This is a genomic window from Jeongeupia wiesaeckerbachi (assembly GCF_050916355.1).
Classification (GTDB): domain Bacteria; phylum Pseudomonadota; class Gammaproteobacteria; order Burkholderiales; family Chitinibacteraceae; genus Jeongeupia; species Jeongeupia wiesaeckerbachi.
This window is the reverse complement of the sequence record NZ_CP136946.1, coordinates 3,460,755-3,478,644: the sequence shown is the minus strand read 5'-3', so window position 1 is coordinate 3,478,644 and position 17,890 is coordinate 3,460,755. Positions and strand designations below refer to the sequence as shown.

16 protein-coding genes are annotated in these 17,890 nt (G+C 61.9%); 14 read left to right on the top strand and 2 right to left on the bottom strand.

Annotated features, from left to right (window positions below):
• The first annotated feature begins 4 nt into the window (after positions 1-4).
• From R0382_RS16795 to R0382_RS16785, 3 genes are all read left to right on the top strand, one after another.
• Positions 5-1,078: a GNAT family N-acetyltransferase gene (locus tag R0382_RS16795; protein WP_432721076.1), complete on the top strand. Its 1,074-nt coding sequence runs from the start codon at positions 5-7 to the stop codon at positions 1,076-1,078.
• Between the two features lie 104 nt (positions 1,079-1,182).
• Positions 1,183-2,499 (top strand): lysine N(6)-hydroxylase/L-ornithine N(5)-oxygenase family protein, encoded by a 1,317-nt coding sequence (locus R0382_RS16790; RefSeq protein WP_432721075.1) that lies wholly within the window; start codon positions 1,183-1,185, stop codon positions 2,497-2,499.
• 264 nt (positions 2,500-2,763) lie between these two features.
• The gene (locus tag R0382_RS16785) at positions 2,764-4,755 is read left to right on the top strand and encodes a TonB-dependent siderophore receptor (protein ID WP_432721074.1); all 1,992 of its coding nucleotides are present in this window, start codon (positions 2,764-2,766) and stop codon (positions 4,753-4,755) included.
• A 285-nt stretch (positions 4,756-5,040) separates the two neighbouring features.
• Here the strand turns inward: R0382_RS16785 and guaB are convergent, their stop codons facing one another.
• A complete protein-coding gene (guaB, locus tag R0382_RS16780) occupies positions 5,041-6,510 on the bottom strand; it encodes an IMP dehydrogenase (RefSeq protein WP_432721072.1) in 1,470 nt (489 codons plus the stop codon).
• A gap of 167 nt (positions 6,511-6,677) precedes the next feature.
• Here guaB and R0382_RS16775 point away from each other — a divergent pair, with 167 nt between their 5' ends.
• The 3 genes from R0382_RS16775 (at position 6,678) to R0382_RS16765 (ending at position 9,349) form a co-directional block, all read left to right on the top strand.
• Positions 6,678-7,205, top strand: a complete 528-nt coding sequence (locus R0382_RS16775) for a disulfide bond formation protein B (RefSeq protein ID WP_432721071.1) — start codon at positions 6,678-6,680, stop codon at positions 7,203-7,205.
• Complete coding sequence (locus R0382_RS16770) at positions 7,202-8,137, top strand: LysR substrate-binding domain-containing protein (RefSeq protein WP_432721070.1); 936 nt, start codon at positions 7,202-7,204, stop codon at positions 8,135-8,137. The genes R0382_RS16775 and R0382_RS16770 overlap by 4 nt, the downstream gene beginning before the upstream one ends.
• Positions 8,138-8,200: 63 nt before the next feature.
• Positions 8,201-9,349, top strand: a complete 1,149-nt coding sequence (locus R0382_RS16765) for an NAD(P)/FAD-dependent oxidoreductase (RefSeq protein ID WP_432721069.1) — start codon at positions 8,201-8,203, stop codon at positions 9,347-9,349.
• Between the two features lie 47 nt (positions 9,350-9,396).
• On the opposite strand, the gene R0382_RS16760 is transcribed toward R0382_RS16765, so the two are convergent.
• Entirely contained in the window at positions 9,397-10,101 is a 705-nt protein-coding gene (locus R0382_RS16760; RefSeq protein ID WP_432721068.1) for an SPOR domain-containing protein, read from the bottom strand.
• A gap of 175 nt (positions 10,102-10,276) precedes the next feature.
• On the opposite strand from R0382_RS16760, the gene ndk reads away from it, so the two are divergent.
• The 8 genes from ndk (at position 10,277) to bamB (ending at position 17,873) form a co-directional block, all read left to right on the top strand.
• Positions 10,277-10,702 carry a nucleoside-diphosphate kinase gene (gene ndk, locus R0382_RS16755; RefSeq protein WP_432721067.1) on the top strand — a complete coding sequence of 142 codons (426 nt, stop codon included), beginning with the start codon at positions 10,277-10,279 and terminating at the stop codon, positions 10,700-10,702.
• Positions 10,703-10,713: 11 nt separating this feature from the next.
• Positions 10,714-11,838 (top strand): 23S rRNA (adenine(2503)-C(2))-methyltransferase RlmN, encoded by a 1,125-nt coding sequence (rlmN, locus tag R0382_RS16750; protein ID WP_432721066.1) that lies wholly within the window; start codon positions 10,714-10,716, stop codon positions 11,836-11,838.
• A gap of 11 nt (positions 11,839-11,849) precedes the next feature.
• On the top strand, positions 11,850-12,602 hold the full coding sequence (gene pilW / locus R0382_RS16745) for a type IV pilus biogenesis/stability protein PilW (RefSeq protein WP_432721065.1): 753 nt from the start codon (positions 11,850-11,852) through the stop codon (positions 12,600-12,602).
• A gap of 90 nt (positions 12,603-12,692) precedes the next feature.
• On the top strand, positions 12,693-13,493 hold the full coding sequence (locus R0382_RS16740; RefSeq protein ID WP_432721064.1) for a helix-turn-helix domain-containing protein: 801 nt from the start codon (positions 12,693-12,695) through the stop codon (positions 13,491-13,493).
• A 6-nt stretch (positions 13,494-13,499) separates the two neighbouring features.
• On the top strand, positions 13,500-14,783 hold the full coding sequence (ispG, locus tag R0382_RS16735; protein ID WP_432721063.1) for a flavodoxin-dependent (E)-4-hydroxy-3-methylbut-2-enyl-diphosphate synthase: 1,284 nt from the start codon (positions 13,500-13,502) through the stop codon (positions 14,781-14,783).
• Between the two features lie 4 nt (positions 14,784-14,787).
• Positions 14,788-16,059, top strand: a complete 1,272-nt coding sequence (gene hisS, locus R0382_RS16730; RefSeq protein WP_432721062.1) for a histidine--tRNA ligase — start codon at positions 14,788-14,790, stop codon at positions 16,057-16,059.
• Positions 16,060-16,111: 52 nt separating this feature from the next.
• On the top strand, positions 16,112-16,741 hold the full coding sequence (locus tag R0382_RS16725; protein WP_432721061.1) for a YfgM family protein: 630 nt from the start codon (positions 16,112-16,114) through the stop codon (positions 16,739-16,741).
• A 7-nt stretch (positions 16,742-16,748) separates the two neighbouring features.
• The gene (gene bamB, locus R0382_RS16720) at positions 16,749-17,873 is read left to right on the top strand and encodes an outer membrane protein assembly factor BamB (protein ID WP_432721059.1); all 1,125 of its coding nucleotides are present in this window, start codon (positions 16,749-16,751) and stop codon (positions 17,871-17,873) included.
• Positions 17,874-17,890 lie beyond the last annotated feature (17 nt).

Sequence of the window (17,890 nt, the reverse complement as noted above, 5' to 3'; positions counted from 1 at the left end):
ACGCATGAAAGAAGCACTGTTGACCCAGCCGACAACGTTCACGCTGGAACCGAAGCAAGGCCCGCGCATTCAGGCCACCTTGCAGGACGACCTGTTGCAGGTGAACCTCGATGGGCATGTGGTGCTGCGCCTTGCGCTGCGTGAACGCAGTCCAAAGGCGCTGGTCGCCGTATTGCAAAGACTAGAGAACCAGGACGCCAGGCCGCTGCGCTGGGCATTGCTTGGCGCGCTGCATCTGGTCTTTACCGCCGATCTGCAGATTCAGCAGCTATCGGTCGATTTTTCCGAGGCCCCGCAGGCGCTGGCTGCGCTGCTGCGAAGCGGCATCGGCAGGCGCGGCGAGGATACGAGCGCCATCTGTTCGCGCGAGCTGTTTCTGCAGCAAGCGGACCTGTGGCTGATCGGCGAACCCAGCTCGGCTTACCCACTGGCCTACACGCTGAGCAACGGCCGCCGCCATCCGCAGCGCCCGCCACGCAATGAGGACACGGTCTATCAGCGCTTCATCCCGGCGCTCGGCAAAACCTTCTCGCTGCGCACGCTGAATGCCGAGCTGGATCTGGAGCGCCTGCATCGCTGGATGAACAATCCGCGCGTGGCGAAGTTCTGGGGAGAGGACGGCGACCTCGACAAGCATCGGGCCTTCATCGTCGGCGCACTGGCCGATCCGCGCAACCATCCGCTGATTGCCAGCCTGGACGGCGAGCCGTTCGCCTACTTCGAGGCGTACTGGGCCAAGGAGGACCGCATCGCGCCGTTCTACGACGTGGGCGACTACGACCGCGGCATCCACATGCTGGTGGGCGAGGACGCGGTGCGCGGTGCGCATATCGTCGCAGCCTGGTTGCCTTCCTTGCTGCATTACCTGTTTCTCGACGATGTGCGCACGCAAGTGGTGGTGTGCGAGCCGCGCGCCGACAACGAACGCATGATCGGCTACCTGCAACGCTACGGTTTCGCATACCGGAAACAGTTCGATTTTCCGCACAAGCGCGCGGCGTTGATGACGCTGGAGCGCGAAGTATTTGCAACGGGTACCTGGTTGACGGGAACGGCATCACCGTTTCCTGCTAAATAAATGCGGCGGTCATTCGTCACTGTGTGTATCCATCGCGAAATTGCGGCTGCGCGGTCATTGCCCGCTTGCGTCCGCCCATTCCTCAATACGGCAAGAGGTTGAACATGAGTATTCCGGCTGTCGAACACGACTTTATCGGCGTGGGTTTCGGCCCTTCCAATCTGGCCATCGCCGTGGTCATGGAAGAACAAGCCCGCTTTCATAAGGCGGGAGTCGATTATTGCTTCATTGAGAAAAAGCCTGAGTTCGTCTGGCACGGCAGCATGCTGCTCGAAGGCAGCGATATGCAGATTTCCTTTCTGAAGGACTTGGTGACGCTGCGCAATCCCACCAGCCGCTTTACCTTCATCAATTACCTGCACGAGAAGGACAGGCTGAAGGAATTCATCAACCTGAAAACCTTTTTCCCGGCGCGCGTCGAGTACAACGACTACCTGCGCTGGGTTGCGGCGCAGTTCGACGACCGCTGCCGCTACGGCGAAGAGGTGATCGGCGTCGAGCCGGTGAAAGAAGGCGAGACGGTGACCAAGCTGAAAGTGCTGTCGCGCCGCGCCGACGGTAGCGAGGAAATCCGTTTGACCCGGAAGCTGGTGCTGGGGGTAGGCGGTGTGCCGAGCGTGCCCGAAGCGTTCGAAGGCGTGCGTGATGCGCGGGTGATCCACTCGTCGTGTTATCTCGAACAGCTGGGCAAGCTGATGGCGAGCGACAAGCCGCCGCGGCGCATCGCCGTCGTCGGCGGTGGGCAAAGCGCCGCTGAGGTATTCATGGATCTGGTCGGCCGCGGCGTCGAGGTGGCGCTGATCACGCGCGGCGAGACGTTGAAGCCGTCCGACGACAGTCCCTTCGTCAACGAGATCTTCAATCCGCAGTTCACCGACCTGATCTATCAGAAACCCAAGGCCTGCCGTGCCGGCATGCTGGAGCGTTACCGCAACACCAACTATTCGGTCGTTGATCTCGATCTGATCGAGTCGATCTATCAGCTGATGTATATGCAGCGCGTCAAAGGCGTTGAAACGCACCAGTTGCTGTGCAGCCGCGAAGTCAGCGCCGTTGCCTTGCGCGATGCAGGGGTCGAGCTGGCCTTGCGAGATCGCGTGAACGGCAAGGTCGAACATCACGACTTCGATGCCGTCGTGCTCGCTACCGGCTATCGCCGTGACGACCATAAACGTTTGCTGGAAAGCCTTTCGCCGTGGATTGCTGGCTACGAGGTGGATCGCGACTACCGGCTGCGTACGCAGCCGAACTTCCTGCCCGGCATCTACCTGCAAGGATGTTGCGAAGACAGCCACGGCCTGAGCGATACCTTGCTGTCGGTGCTTTCGATCCGTTCCGAGGAAATTGCCGAGTCCTTGCTGGCTGACCGGCTGAATGCACCTGAAGCTGCTGCATCTGTTGCGAAACAAGTGACCGCCTGACATTTTGCTTTGCATGAGAGTCATTTGCATTCAATTTATGTAATGATTCGCATTTTCTTATTCATTTAGCATCGTAATCCTGATCGGCTTGGTCGATCGGGGCAGCGATTGCGTTGCATCAGACCAGATTTAACGCCAAAAAAAGAGGGCATCATGTCGTTCAAGTTTCACCGGCGAGCCATCGCCGTTTCTGTGTCGGCAGCGTTTGCACTGCCCGCATTCGCTGCAGAGACAGAGACCGCGAAGCCAGCGGAACTCTCCACGGTGACCGTTACTGCTGATCGTGGTGGAAACGGCATCTTGTCCGGCTATGTGGCGCCGGATGCCAGTACCGGCGCCCTGGGCAAGAAAGCGCTGCTCGATACGCCGTTTTCGATCAGCGTCACAACGGACGATTACATCGCAGATCAGCAGGCCACCAACCTGGCCGATGCGTTCAAATACGACGCGGCCATCCAGGCAGCCAGCAACAACGTCGCGGGTGAAACCACCCTCGTGACGATCCGCGGCCTGCAGCTCGACCCGTTGAACGGCATCAAGATCGACGGTCTGAATACGGCGATGTGGATGAGCGATCTGCCGGTCGAACACTTCTCGCAAATCGAGCTGCTCAAGGGCTTGTCCGGTTTCATGTATGGCTTTAGCGCGCCGGGCGGCACCGCGAACTACCGGCTTAAGCGTGCGACACAGACGCCGGTGACGGCGGTCGAAGTCGGCTATGGCACCGAATCCCAATATCAGTTGTCGGCCGATGTGGGCCGTCGTTTCGGCGATGACGACCGTTTCGGCGTGCGCGTGACGGCGGTGCATGAAGGCGGTGATACCTATCTGGACACGCCGATCAAACGTGACTCGATATCGGGTGCGTTCGATGTGAAGCTGACGGACAACCTGTCGTGGAGCATCGACGGCTTGTATCAGAAGCGCAAGGTGAACGGCTCGGCCTTCATGATGGCGGTCTCGGACGAGGCCGCAATGCCGTCGCCGATCGATGGCGACCGCTTGCTGACCCAGGACTTCTCTTACTATCAGACCGCGTTCTCGACGGTAGGTACCGAGGTGCGCTGGGATATCAACGACAACTGGAACATGCGGGTGGCCGCACGGACCGCGCTGATGAAGCGTACCAACTACGACAGCTACCTTTATGTCGAAGATTCCGAGGGCAATTACTCGGATGACCTGTACTCGTGGTACAGCGAACACAAGAGCGATTCGGCAAACCTGCTGTTCAACGGCAAGCTGAGCACCGGCTCGATCCAACACGAACTGACCTTCGGTACCGACTTGCAGAAGGTCAAGCGGACCGCCGGCACCGCGCTCGATGAAGTGCTTGGTAACGGCAACCTCTACACCGGTCGCGAGGAATTCACCGATCCGAATCTGCCGCTGATGAAAGACATGGGCACGATCTGGGAAACCCGCAACGTGGGCGTGTTCCTGAGCGACACCATCCAGTGGAGCCCGGAGTGGAGCACGATCATCGGTCTGCGGCAGAACTTCTTCCGCCAGACCTCGCCGGATGCGACCTACGAAAAGAACGCAGTAACGCCAACCCTGGCGGCGATCTGGAAGCCGGATCCGTCGATTTCCTACTACCTCAGCTATGTGGAAGGGCTGGAGAAGGGCGGCACGGCCGACGTGGAGCAGGAAAACGCCGGGCAGACCTTCGCACCGAAGAAGAGCAAGCAGTACGAGCTTGGGCTGAAGAAACTGGGTCTCGGCTGGTCGGTTGAGGCTGCGGTGTTCCGCACGGAACGTGCACTGGAGTACGTCAACGCGGACAACTACTTCACGCAGGATGGCTCGCTCAACTTTACCGGTCTCGACCTCGGTGGTCGCGTCGAGCTGGGACGCGACTGGGCGCTGATCGGCAGCGTGGTCGCGATCAAGAGCCGCAACGAGAGCGATGACCCGCTCGTGGACGGCAAGCAAGCTGCAGGTACGCCGAAGTTCAGTAGCAGCCTGCAGGCCGAATACCGGGTCCCGGTACTGGCCGGCCTGATCCTGACCGGCGGCGCGAGCTATGTGAGCGATCGCCAACTGGAAGCGAGCAATATCCACACGCTCGGTAGCTACCAGTTGTTCGATCTCGGTGGCCGTTACGAGACCAAGCTGGGCGGCGCGGTAATGACCCTCCGTGCGAACATCGACAACCTCACCAACGAGAAATACTGGTTGAGCAGCGGCGACTGGGGCACCTTGACCCAGGGGGCACCGCGGACCTTCCGTGTGAGCGCCGAGGTGAACTTCTAAGTCGGCCGATGCGCTTGCATCGAAGCACGTAGACGGCGCCTAGGGCGCCGTCTTTTTTATGTTTGAGCGTCTGGTACGGCGATAGGACTTTGCTTTCGGATATTGCTGGTCGGTTGCCCCTACTTTTTCCCGTAGAACAGGGGACTGACAAACAGGGGGCATTTGGGCTGGATGGGCTGGTGTCCCCCGGACGGTGCGGGGGCATTAAAAAACCCCGCAACCGAGTAACGGTGCGGGGTTTGACGGATTTTCCGGAGCCGCTTGGAACGCCTCGGACGGTAATCCTTACTCCATCCGGTAGTTTGGTGCTTCCTTGGTGATCTGCACATCGTGCACATGCGATTCACGGATACCCGAGGCGGTGATTTCGACGAATTCGGCCTTGGCGTGAACGTCGTCAATCGTCGCGCAACCGAGGTAGCCCATCGACGAGCGCAGGCCGCCCATCAACTGGTGCACGATCGCGGTCAGCGGGCCCTTGTACGGGACGCGGCCTTCGATGCCTTCCGGGACCAGCTTGTCGGCGTTGTTGACGTTGTCCTGGAAGTAACGGTCGGACGAACCGTTGCTGCCGGCCATGGCGCCGAGCGAGCCCATGCCGCGGTAGCTCTTGTAGCTGCGGCCCTGGTACAGCTCGACATCGCCCGGTGCCTCTTCGGTGCCGGCGAACAGGCCGCCGAGCATCACGCAGTTGGCGCCGGCGGCGATGGCCTTGGCAATATCACCCGAAAAGCGGATACCGCCGTCGGCGATCAGCGGCACGCCGTGCTTGGCGAGCGCTTCGGCAACGTTGGCGACGGCCGAAATTTGCGGGACGCCGACACCGGCAACGATACGCGTGGTGCAGATCGAGCCCGGGCCGATACCGACCTTGACCGCATCGGCGCCGGCTTCGACCAGTGCGAGTGCGGCGGCGGCGGTGGCGATGTTGCCGCCGATGACCTGGATGTGCGGGAAATTCTGCTTGACCCAGCGTACGCGGTCGATCACGCCCTGGCTGTGGCCGTGGGCGGTGTCGACGACAATGACGTCGACGCCGGCTTCGGCCAGCAAGGCAACGCGCTCGTCAGTGCCTTCGCCGACGCCGACGGCCGCGCCGACACGCAGGCGGCCCTGCTCGTCCTTGGCGGCGAGCGGGTGTTCGCTGGTCTTGATGATGTCCTTGACGGTGATCAGGCCCTTGAGTTTGAAGCTGTCGTCGACGACCAGCACGCGCTCAAGGCGGTGTTCGTGCATCAGGTTGCGCGCTTCGTCGATGCTGGCGCCTTCCTTGACGGTGATCAGTCGCTCTTTCGGGGTCATTATCGAGCTGACCGGCACGTCCAGACGCGATTCGAAACGGATGTCGCGGTTGGTGACGATGCCGACAACCTGGCCCTGTGCGTCGAGCACCGGCAGGCCGGAAATCTTGTGTTGGCGGGTCAGCGCGAGGACGTCGCGGACCAGCATGTCCGGGCGCACGGTGACCGGGTCTTTGACGATGCCCGATTCGTAACGCTTGACCTTGGAAACTTCGAACGCCTGCGCTTTGGGCGTCATGTTCTTGTGCACGATACCCATACCACCTTCCTGTGCCATGGCAATGGCAAGGCGCGACTCGGTCACGGTGTCCATGGCGGCGGACAGCAGTGGCAGATTCAGGCGGATGTTGCGGGTGAGCTGGGTCGAGAGACTGACATCGCGCGGCATCACGGTGGAGTGGGCCGGGACGAGGAGGACGTCGTCGAAAGTGAGAGCTTTCTGAACGATGCGCATGGTGGTCGAAATCCTTTGCACGCAAAAGCAGATTATACCGAAAGCGCCAGCTTGCGGCGAGTGTGATTACAACACCGACAATCAATACCGGAGGAGTGACGCAGCGTAAGCCGTGCAGGTTACAATCGCTCCCGATTGATAAAAACAATCGGGATGGAGTAACGACTATGAGCTTGGCGATGCGCTATTGGCGCACGGGATTTCTGCTGATTTTCCTCGCCTGCGCGGGGATGATCGGTTTCGCGCTGTACCACCAGATCTATCACTGGGTGATGCCGTGCCTGATGTGCGTTTACCAACGGCTGGCGATCATCGTCGTCGGCTTGCTGGCCTTGCTGGCTGCGGTTTGGTGCCCGGACAGCAGGCGCGGGGTGAAGCTGGTTGGCGGACTGATTATTCTGGCCGCATCGGCCGGAGCCCTGGCGGCGATCTGGAATCTGCGCCTGCAGTACGGCCCGGTGGACCCCAGTGTGGTCTGCGCGGCCAGCTTGCCGTTTCCGATCGATCTGAACCAGATGCCGGCTTGGGTCGGTACGTTGATCCGCCCGGTCGGCGATTGCTCGGCGGTTGATTTCAAGCTCCTCGGCGTGACGATGCCGGCGTGGGTGCTGCTGACCTGTCTGGGACTGATTGCCGTGACCATCGGCCTGTGTTCGGCGCGCTGTGCCGAAATCGGCAGGAGGCGCTGGCGATGACACTGACCGAATTTCGCTACATCGTCGCGGTGGCGCGCGAGCGCCATTTCGGCCGTGCCGCAGCGAGCTGCTTTGTGTCGCAACCGACCCTGTCTGTCGCGGTGAAAAAGCTCGAGGACGAGCTGGGTGTGACGCTGTTCGAGCGCGCGGCCGGTGAGGTGACGCTGACGCCGAACGGCGAGCGCATCGTCGAGCAAGCGCAGCGCGTGCTCGAAGAAGTGCAGGTGATCAAGCAGCTCGCCGAGCAGGGCAAGGATCCGCTGGCCGGGCCGCTGCGGCTCGGCATCATCTATACAATCAGTCCCTATCTGTTGCCGCATCTGATTCCGGATCTGCGCGAACGTGCGCCGCAGATGCAGATCCTGCTGGAAGAGAACTACACCAGCCGGCTGGCCGAGATGCTCAAGCAGGGCGAGATCGACGTTGCGATCGTGGCCGAGCCCTTCCACGAGGCCGGCATTGCCACGCTGCCGGTGTACGACGAACCCTTCGTCGTTGCAACGCCCAAAGGTCATCCGTGGGAGGCGTTGGCAACGATCGATTCAGATCAACTGGCCGAGGAAAACGTGTTGCTGTTGTCGCCCGGCAATTGCTTCCGCGACCACGTGCTGCAAACGTGCCCGGACCTGAATCGGGAAAGCCTGCCGGCCGGCAGTCTGCAGCGGACCTTGCAGGGGTCATCGCTGACGACGATTCGCCACATGGTCGCCGGCGGCATTGGCGTAACCGTGCTGCCGGCGACGTCGGTGTCGAGTGCGGACGATGCCTTGCTGACGATTCGTCCGTTCAGCGAGCCGGTGCCGACCCGGCGCGTCGTGCTTGCTTGGCGCAAGAACTTCCCGCGCGCTGCGGCGATCGAGGCGGTTCGCCAGGCGGTGCTGGCCTGTGATCTGCCGGCCGTGACCTTGTTGTCCGAGCCGGAAATCCGCTGAGTCCGTTGAAATCATCAAAGGCCGGACGCCGTGGCGTTCGGCCTTTTCTTGTCTGGAGTTGAAATGACTGCCCCTATTGTGATCGTCGGTGCCGGCCTGGCTGCTTATAACTTGGCGCGTGAATGGCGCAAGCTCGATGCCGAAACCGAGTTGGTCATCGTTGCGCGCGATGCCGCCGATTTTTATTCCAAGCCGATGCTGTCGAATGCACTGGCGAGCAAGAAAACCGCGGCCACGCTGGTGATGAAGTCGGCAGCCAAAATGGCCGAGGAGCTCAAAGCCACGATCTTGGCGAATACCGAAGTGGTCGCCATCAACACGGTCGCGCGTACCGTGACGCTTGCCGCTGGCGAAGTGCTGGCTTATCGCGATCTGGTGCTTGCACTGGGTGCCGATCCGGTGCGTTTGCCCTTGCTGGGTGATGGCGCGGACGATGTGCTGTCGGTCAACGATCTCGGCGACTACGCGCGTTTTTCCGAGCGGCTTGATGGCGCCAAGCGCATGGTTATTCTGGGGGGCGGCCTGATTGGCTGCGAGTTTGCCAATGACTTGCTGGCGCGGGAAATCTTGCCGACCGTAATCGATCCGGCGGCAACGCCGTTGTCGCGGCTGTTGCCGCCGCAGGCGGGGGCGCTGCTTGCGGAAAAACTCACCGAGGCCGGAGTGGAATTCCGTTGTGGCGACAGCGCACAGCGGGTAGAGCGCGTCGGTGCCGGCTATGACGTGGTGCTCGACAATGGTGTGCGTGTCGCGGCTGATCTGGTGCTGTCGGCGGTCGGCCTGCGCCCGCGCACGGCGCTGGCCGACGCTGCGGGGCTGGCGGTGGCGCGTGGCATCGTTGTTGCCGCGTCGTTGCAGGCGTCGGCGCCGCATGTGTATGCGCTCGGGGATTGTGCCGAAGTCGCCGGCCTGAATCTGCCCTTCGTGATGCCGATCATGCAGCAGGCGCGTGCGCTGGCCGTGACGCTGGCCGGGACTGCAACGCCGGTGCGCTACCCGGCCATGCCGGTGCTGGTGAAAACGCCGTCGTGCCCGACGGTGGTCGCACCGCCGCTGACCGGTGAGGGGGAGTGGTGTATCGAGGCCGTTGAGGGTGGATTGATTGCGCGTTGCATTGCCGCCGACGGCAGCCTGCTTGGTTTTGCGCTGCTGGGGGTGGCGACCAAGGAGCGTCAGGCGCTGCTGGCTCAGTTGCCTGCCTGGCTGGCTTGAGGTGCGGGCCGGATTCGATTGTCGAGTCTGGCCTCTGGTGGAGGGGGCTAGTCCTGGTTTAGTGCGGGAGCAATGACAGGTGCAATGCCGAGCTGGCGCAGTTTCCGCGCCGCAGTATCCGCCTCGGCGCGTGTCTTGAACGGGCCAATCTGCACCCGGGTTTCCAGGTAAGCCGGCACCCCGGCAGCCTGCAGCTTGCGCAGTAGCTTCTCGGCGTTATCCGAATGCAGAAAAACGCCGGCCTGCACCGTATAGCCGTTGGCGTGCTGGGCGATGGTCGGTGCGGTTGCGGCAAGGCCTGGGGTGTCCTGCTGGCTTGTGGCTTGCGTCGTGGTTGCTTTGGTCGCCGATGCCCTCGGGGCTTGGGTGGCCGGCGTCGACGTGGTTGCGGGCTGTTCGGCATGTTGTGCCGGCGGCATGGCCGTCGTCGGCGCCCGTGGCGCTGCGCTGGTCGGTGGCGCGGCGGTGGGTGTTTCGGGGGCTTCGGTTGGTTGAGGTTCCGGTGCGGGTGTCGGTTCGGTCTCGACCGACGGTGCGCTGGCGATCGGGCTGGGCGTCGCAATTTGCGGTGCCGGCGCGACCGGTTTGGGGCGATCGAGCAGGCGCAGCGCACCGATCACGATGCCGATCAATACGATGGCGACGCCGAGGCGCCAGTACAGCTGTGTGTGCAGCTTCTGTCGCGAGCGTTGTTCGGCTATGGGGTCGGCGGAGGTGCCGCTGTCGGCGTCCCGCTCGGGCGTATCGCGCATGGTCGGCAAGGCAGTGCAAGCCAAACGGCTTGATTTTGTTATAATACTTGGCTGTCCTGCCGCAGATTACGGCCGGAGACGGTGTAGTCCCTTCGAGGCTAGCCGATTTCGGCCCGCAATGTAAACCAGACCAAAATTCATTTGTCTCTTAAACGAAACCACCGGAGTTTGTCCCATGGCTATTGAACGCACCCTGTCGATCGTGAAGCCCGACGCAGTTGGCAAGAACGTGATCGGCAAGATCTACGATCGTTTCGAATCGGCCGGCCTCAAGGTTGTTGCCGCCAAGATGAAGCATCTGTCGCGCGCCGAAGCCGAAGGCTTCTACGCCGTGCACAAAGATCGTCCGTTCTTTGCTGCGCTGGTCGACTTCATGGTGTCGGGTCCGGTGATGATCCAGGCGCTCGAAGGCGAGGGCGCCGTGCTGAAGAACCGTGAACTGATGGGTGCAACCAACCCGAAAGAAGCCGACAAGGGCACCATTCGCGCCGATTTCGCCGATTCGATCGATGCCAACGCTGTGCACGGTTCCGATTCGGCTGAAAATGCCGCCATCGAAATCGCCTACTTCTTCGCTGCCAGCGAAGTGTACGGCCGCTAAGGACTACTGAAATGTCGGTCAATCTGCTCGATTACGATGCGCAAGCGCTTGCCGAACTGATGGTCAAGTACGGCGAGAAGCCGTTCCGCGCCAAACAGTTGCTCAAGTGGGTCCACCAGCGCGGCGTGGCGGATTTCGATCAGATGACCGATATCGCCAAGTCGTTCCGCAGCAAGCTCGCTGCCGATGCGGCGGTGACAATCCCCGGTCTGCTCGCCGAGCAGATCGCCACGGATGGCACCGCCAAATGGTTGCTCGACGTCGGTACCGGCAACGGTATCGAAACCGTGTTCATCCCCGAGGACGACCGCGGTACCTTGTGCGTGTCCAGCCAGGTCGGCTGTGCGCTCGATTGCGGTTTCTGCTCGACCGCCAAGCAAGGCTTCAACCGCAACCTCAGTACCGGTGAAATCATCGGCCAGCTGTGGTGGGCGAACAATCGCCTTTCGGCCGAGCAGGCGCGTATCGGTGCGCCGTTGGAAGAAGGTGGCCGTGTCGTGTCCAACGTCGTGATGATGGGCATGGGCGAACCGCTGGCCAACTTCGACAACGTCGTTGCCGCCTTGCGGCTGATGCTCGACGACAACGCCTACGGGCTGTCGCGTCGGCGCGTCACACTGTCGACGTCGGGTCTGGTGCCGGCGATGGATCGGCTACGTGATGCTTGTCCGGTTGCACTGGCCGTCAGTCTGCATGCGCCGAATGATGCGATCCGCGATGAAATCGTGCCGATCAACAAGAAATACCCGCTGAAAGAGTTGCTGGCCGCCTGCAACCGCTATCTGGAAAAGGCGCCGCGCGATTTCATTACCTTCGAATACGTGATGCTTGCCGGTGTCAACGATCAGCCCGAGCATGCGCGCCAGCTGGCTGTGCTGCTGCGCGACGTGCCGTGCAAGATCAACCTGATCCCTTGGAACCCGTTCCCGGGTGCGGACTACAAGCGATCGGGCCGGGATGCTATCCTCGCGTTCCGGGATATCGTGATCGACGCCGGTTACATCGTGACCGTGCGCAAGACCCGCGGCGATGATATCGACGCCGCCTGTGGCCAGTTGGCCGGTCAGGTCAAGGACAAAACCCGTCGTGCGGAAAAGCACGCGGCGGAAGTCCGGCCAATCACGTTCCGACCGTAAACGAGGAATCAATGAGTCTGCGTCCGTTCGTACTGCTGTTTGCAATCCTGTTCACGAGCGGCGCAGCCTTGGCTGCTGCGCAAGGGGGGGCGTCGCCGGATCGTCGCGCCGACGTGCGCACCCAGCTGGCTGCCGAGTATTTCCGGCTTGGACGTTATGCCGTGGCGATCGACGAGGCCACCAAGGCGCTGGAGGCGGACGGCAAGTATTCACCGGCCTACACGATGCTCGGTTTGATCTACGCCGAGCTCAAGGATGACGACAAGGCGAAGCGGAATTTTCAGGAGGCGCTGAGGTTGTCGCCGGATGATTCTGATGCCAATCACAACTATGGCTGGTTCCTGTGTGAACACGGCCAGATGCAGGAAGGCATCGGCTACTATGAGCGGGCGCTGGGTAATCCGCTCTATGCCACGCCTGAAAAGACCGCGCTGAATGCCGGTCAGTGCGCGCAAAAGAATAACGACGCCGAGACGGCCAAGCGTTATTTCGAGCGCGCGCTTCAGTATCGGCCTAACTTTGCGCCGGCCAATTACCAGCTTGCCGAACTGAGCATCAAGTCGAAAAACTTCGTGTCGGCAAAGCGTTATGCGCTGACCTTGCAAAAGGTCACGTCGCCCGGCCCGGCGATGGCGTGGTTGAATCTTCGCATCGCACGCGGACTTGGCGAGAGCGACAGCGTCAACCGCTATGCGCAAGAGCTGCGCAAGCAGTACCCTGATTCGCTGGAAACGGCCAAGCTGGCCGCCGGCCAATACGAATAACCTGGCCAAAATCATATATAAGACGTGATGACAGACGAGTCGATTCAACCCCTTTCCGAAACTCCCGCGACGCCGCAGGCCGGTGTCGGCGTGCAATTGCGTCAGCAGCGCGAATCGCTCGGTCTTTCGATCGACGACGTCGTGCATCAGCTCAAGCTGACCCGTGGTCAGGTTGCTGCGATCGAGGAAGATCGCTTTGGCGACCTGCCCGGCAATACGTTTGCCCGCGGTTTCGTGCGCAACTATGCCCGTTTGCTGCAGCTCGACCCCGAGCCGCTGGTGGCGCAGTTGACTATCGAGCTGCCGGTCGAGCGCGAGCAGGCATCGTTGCCGCATCTGACCGAAGAGGCGACGTTCAATGTCGGTGGCGGCAGCAGTGGCCGCGGGCGGCCGCTGCAGCTGGCCTTAGTGGTCATTGCCGGTTTGATCATTGGTGCCGGTGGCGTGTTCTGGTATCTGCAGCAACCGGCTGCGCCCGAGCTGAATGTCTCGACCGCGACGCTGACCTTGCCGGAGGCGTCGGCACCGGTTGAAGTGATTGCGTCATTCGTCATCGCGAGCGAAGTCGCCAGTGAAGTGGCCTCGGCACCTGCCGTCGTCGCAACGAATACGACGCCGGCAAGTGCGGTTGCTTCGGCAACGGCTGTGATTGGCAACGGCGAGTTGCGCCTCGTGGTCGAGCAGGATTCGTGGATCCAGGTGGTCGACGCCGGCGGCAACAAGCTGATTTCGGAGGTGCTCAAGGCCGGTGATGAGCGCACGCTCGGTGGCGTTGCACCGTATCGGATCAAGATAGGCAACGCACCGAAAACCCAACTTTATCTGCGCGGCCAGCGTGTGGATCTGGCGCAGTACAGCCGGTCCGACGTGGCGACGCTGGAACTCAAGTAAGTCCCGATGAGCGATATCCTGATTCCCCGCCGGGCGACCCGCCAGGTTCGCGTCGGCCATGTGATGGTCGGCAGCGAACATCCGGTCGTCGTGCAGTCGATGACCAATACCGACACCGCCGATGCCGAAGGCACGGCGCGGCAGATTTTTGAACTGTGGCGCGCCGGCTCGGAGGTTGTCCGTATTACGGTCAACAGCCCGGAAGCCGCGGCGCAGGTCGGTAATATCAAGACCAAGCTGGAAAACTGGGGTTGTAAAGTGCCGCTGGTGGGCGACTTCCACTTCAACGGTGACCGGCTGCTGCGCGATTACCCCGACTGTGCCGAAGCGCTGGCCAAGTACCGGATCAACCCGGGCAACGTCGGCAAGGGCAGCAAGCGCGACGAGAAGTTTGCCTTCATGGTCGAGAAGGCGGTCGAGCACCAAAAAGCCGTGCGCATCGGCGTTAACTGGGGCTCGCTTGACCAGAGTATGGCCACGCGCTTGATGGACGAGAACGCCAAGCGCGCGGTGCCGTTGTCGGTCGAGGCCATCATGCGCGAGGCGCTGATTCGTTCGGCGCTTGAGTCGGCCGAACAGGCCATCGCTTGGGGCCTGAGCCCGGATCAGATCATTCTGTCGTGCAAGGTCTCGCATGTGCAGGACCTGATTGCCGTGTACCGCGATCTCGGTGGCCGTTGCGATTACCCGCTCCACCTCGGTCTGACCGAGGCCGGCATGGGCAGCAAGGGCATCGTTGCGTCGAGCGCGGCGCTGGCCGTGCTGCTGCAGGAAGGCATTGGCGACACGATCCGTATTTCGCTGACACCGGAACCGGGTGGCGACCGCACCAAGGAAGTCATCGTCGCGCAGGAACTGCTGCAGACGATGGGTTTGCGCGCCTTTACGCCACTGGTGACGGCCTGCCCGGGCTGTGGCCGCACCACCTCGACGGTGTTCCAGGAACTGGCGCAGAAAATCCAGTCCTTCCTGCGTGAGCAGATGCCGGTGTGGCGGGAAGCCTATCCCGGTGTCGAGGACATGAAGGTCGCCGTAATGGGCTGTGTCGTCAACGGTCCGGGCGAATCCAAGCTGGCCGACATCGGCATCAGCCTGCCCGGCACTGGCGAAGTCCCGGTCTGTCCGGTCTACGTCGACGGCGAAAAGACCGTCACGCTCAAGGGCGAACAGGTGGCCGAGGAGTTCCAGGCCATCGTCGAACATTATGTGGTCAGCAATTATGGCGACGGTGGCGTGAAGCGCCGTGCCGTTGCGACCGCCAAAACCATCCCGCTTCAACCGATCCGATAACGCTATGGCACAAACGATTCAAGGCATTCGCGGCATGAACGACATCCTGCCGCAGGAAGGTGCTCGCTGGCAGTATTTTGACGCCGTGGTGCGCGACTGGCTTGCCACCTATGGTTACAACCAGATCCGCACGCCGATCGTCGAAGCGACGCAGCTGTTCGTGCGCGGGGTCGGCGAGCATACCGACATCGTTGAGAAAGAGATGTATGCGTTCGAGGATAGCCTCAACGGCGAACAGCTGGTGCTGCGCCCCGAGGGGACCGCTGGTTGCGTGCGCGCCTGCATTGAGCACGGTCTGCTGTACAACCAGACCCAGCGTCTGTGGTACACCGGGCCGATGTTCCGCCACGAGCGGCCGCAAAAGGGCCGCTATCGCCAGTTCCATCAGGTCGGTGTCGAAGCGTTCGGTTTCAATGGTCCCGATGTCGACGCCGAGATGATCGTGATGCTCGCCGATTTGTGGCGCCGGCTCGGCCTGACCGGGCTGAAACTCGAGCTGAATACGCTCGGTGATTCGGCCGAGCGCGCTGCGCATCGCCAGGCGCTGATTGCCTATCTGGAGCAACACGTCGACATCCTCGACGAAGATGGCAAGCGTCGGCTGTACACCAACCCGCTGCGCGTGCTCGATACCAAGAATCCGGCGCTGCAGGAAATGGCCGAGCATGCGCCGAAACTGAGCGAGTTTCTGGGCGACGAATCACGTGCGCATTTTGCCGGCCTGTGCCGTCTGCTCGAAGACGCCGGCCTCAGCTATACGCTGAACCATCGTCTGGTACGTGGACTCGATTACTACAACCGCTCGGTGTTCGAGTGGACGACCGATCAGCTCGGCGCCCAGGCAACGGTGGCAGCCGGTGGCCGTTATGACGGCCTGGTCGAACAACTGGGCGGGAAACCTTGTCCGGCGGTCGGTTTTGCCATGGGCATCGAGCGCTTGATCCTGCTGCTTGAAACCCAGGGTGTGGAAACGCCGCGTGCGGTGCCGGACGTCTATCTGGTGCACAGCGGCGATGCTGCCAGTCAGGCTGCGTTCCGGGTTGCGCGGGAGCTGCGCGAGGCCGGTCTGAAAGTGGTACTGCATGCCGGCGGCGGTAGCTTCAAATCGCAGTTCAAGAAGGCCGATGCCAGCGGCGCGCGTTTCGCGGTGGTGATCGGCGACGAGGAAGCGGCAGCGGCAACGGCCAATCTCAAGCGCCTGACCGGTGAGTCCGGCGGCGAGCAGCAGGTCGTACCGCAGAACGAACTGGTCGCGCGCCTGAGCGCTGCGGCATAATCGCCGACATTCACGACATTCAATAAACGATTGAGATCGCACGGGGACAGCAATGGCGTTTGACCTGCAAGAACAAGAACAGATTGCCGAATTCAAGGCCTGGTGGAACGACTGGGGCAAATGGCTGGCTGGCGCACTGATCGCCGGGCTGGCGGCTTGGGGCGGCTGGGCAGGGTGGCAAAGCCATCAGGCATCGCAGTCGCGTGACGCTGGCGAGTTGTACGGTCAGGCCGAGACGCAGTTGCTGAACGATCCGGCCAAGCTCGCCGAGACCACCAAATCGATCGAGCAGAAATATGGCTCGACCGCTTACGCGGCACGCGCATCGCTGCTGGCGGCCAAGGCCGATGTCAACGCCAGCAAGCCGGCTGATGCCGAAACCCAGCTGAAATGGGCAATTGCCAATGCCAAGGAAGCGCCGCTGCGTGATGTCGCACGGCTGCGCTTGGCTGCATTGCAGCTCGATGCGGGTCAGTTCGACGCTGCGCTGGCGACGCTGCAGACGCGCGAGGACGACGCGTTCACCGCCTTGTTCGCCGAGGTCCGTGGTGATGTGCTGGTGGAAAAGGGTGACAAGGCCGGTGCGCGTGATGCCTACCGCGATGCGCAATCGAAGTTGCCCAAGGACGCACCGAATCTGAAGTTCGTCGAAGTCAAACTCGAAGCGCTGGGAAAAGATTGAGATGCGAATGAAGTCTAAGTTGTTGGTCGCGGCACCGCTGGCGCTGCTGTTGGCTGCCTGCGGCTCGATCAGCAACGCGCCGACGCCGTCGCCGCTGCCGGTCGTCGAAAATAAGGCCGGTTTGAGCCAGGCGTGGCATACCTCGGTCGGTGGTGAGACCAACTTCCGTTTTCTGCCGGCGCAGGCCGGTGACCGGCTCGTCGTGGCTGGCGCGCCGGACCGGCTGACCGCGCTGTCGCTGGCCAGCGGCGCAAGCCAATGGCAGATCGAGCTCGACAAGCCGATCGCGGGCGGTGTCGGTGCGGGCGAGGGCTTGATCGCGGTCGGCACGCTCAAGGGCGAAGTCTTTACCTATAGCTACGACGGCAAGGCACTGTGGCACGCGCAGCTGAGCAGCGAAATCGTGTCGCCGCCGGCCATCGCCGACGGCATCGTCTTGGTGCGGACGGTCGACGGCAAAATCAGTGGCCTGTCCGCGGTTGATGGCGCGCTCAAGTGGCAGTTTCAGCGCCAGATGCCGGCGCTGATTCTGCGCAACTATGCGCCGATGACCTTGCGTGGCGGCATTGCGCTGGCCGGTCTGGCAGGCGGGCGGATGGTTGCACTCGGTGCTCAGGATGGCCGTGTGCTGTGGGATAGCCCGGTGGCGATGCCCAAGGGCGCCACCGAACTCGAGCGGATCGCCGACGTGGTCTCGTCGCCCGAGGTCAACGGCAATATGGTGTGTGCCGCCGCCTATCAAGGCCGGGTATCGTGCTTCAACGTGTTGAACGGTTCGCCGGTCTGGTCGCGGGAAGTCTCGAGCTACGCCGGCGTCGCCGGCAATAGCCGCGTCCTTGCCGTGACCGATGCCGACGGCAATGTACTTGGCTATGACCGCAACAGCGGTCGCAGCCTGTGGAAGCAGGACAAACTGGTCGCGCGCTCGGTCGGCACACCGACGATGCTCGGCGACTATGTGGCTGTGGCCGATTACGAGGGCTATGTCCATCTGCTCAAGTCTGACGACGGCAGCCTGGTCGGCCAATTGGCGACCGACGGCACGCGCATTGCGGCCGAACCGGTCGTATTCGATAACAAACTGATCGTGCAGTCGCAAAGCGGTGACGTTTTTGCGCTGACTGTGAAATAGACCGTAAGAACATATCA

Excerpts from the sequence above, each read along its gene's own strand:
- R0382_RS16795 (WP_432721076.1), top strand. The coding sequence starts at position 5 with ATGAAAGAAGCACTGTTGACCCAGCCGACAACGTTCACGCTGGAACCG.
- R0382_RS16790 (WP_432721075.1), top strand. The coding sequence starts at position 1,183 with ATGAGTATTCCGGCTGTCGAACACGACTTTATCGGCGTGGGTTTCGGC.
- guaB (WP_432721072.1), bottom strand. The coding sequence starts at position 6,510 with ATGCGCATCGTTCAGAAAGCTCTCACTTTCGACGACGTCCTCCTCGTC.
- R0382_RS16775 (WP_432721071.1), top strand. The coding sequence starts at position 6,678 with ATGAGCTTGGCGATGCGCTATTGGCGCACGGGATTTCTGCTGATTTTC.
- R0382_RS16770 (WP_432721070.1), top strand. The coding sequence starts at position 7,202 with ATGACACTGACCGAATTTCGCTACATCGTCGCGGTGGCGCGCGAGCGC.
- R0382_RS16765 (WP_432721069.1), top strand. The coding sequence starts at position 8,201 with ATGACTGCCCCTATTGTGATCGTCGGTGCCGGCCTGGCTGCTTATAAC.
- R0382_RS16760 (WP_432721068.1), bottom strand. The coding sequence starts at position 10,101 with ATGCGCGATACGCCCGAGCGGGACGCCGACAGCGGCACCTCCGCCGAC.
- ndk (WP_432721067.1), top strand. The coding sequence starts at position 10,277 with ATGGCTATTGAACGCACCCTGTCGATCGTGAAGCCCGACGCAGTTGGC.
- rlmN (WP_432721066.1), top strand. The coding sequence starts at position 10,714 with ATGTCGGTCAATCTGCTCGATTACGATGCGCAAGCGCTTGCCGAACTG.
- pilW (WP_432721065.1), top strand. The coding sequence starts at position 11,850 with ATGAGTCTGCGTCCGTTCGTACTGCTGTTTGCAATCCTGTTCACGAGC.
- ispG (WP_432721063.1), top strand. The coding sequence starts at position 13,500 with ATGAGCGATATCCTGATTCCCCGCCGGGCGACCCGCCAGGTTCGCGTC.
- hisS (WP_432721062.1), top strand. The coding sequence starts at position 14,788 with ATGGCACAAACGATTCAAGGCATTCGCGGCATGAACGACATCCTGCCG.
- R0382_RS16725 (WP_432721061.1), top strand. The coding sequence starts at position 16,112 with ATGGCGTTTGACCTGCAAGAACAAGAACAGATTGCCGAATTCAAGGCC.
- bamB (WP_432721059.1), top strand. The coding sequence starts at position 16,749 with ATGAAGTCTAAGTTGTTGGTCGCGGCACCGCTGGCGCTGCTGTTGGCT.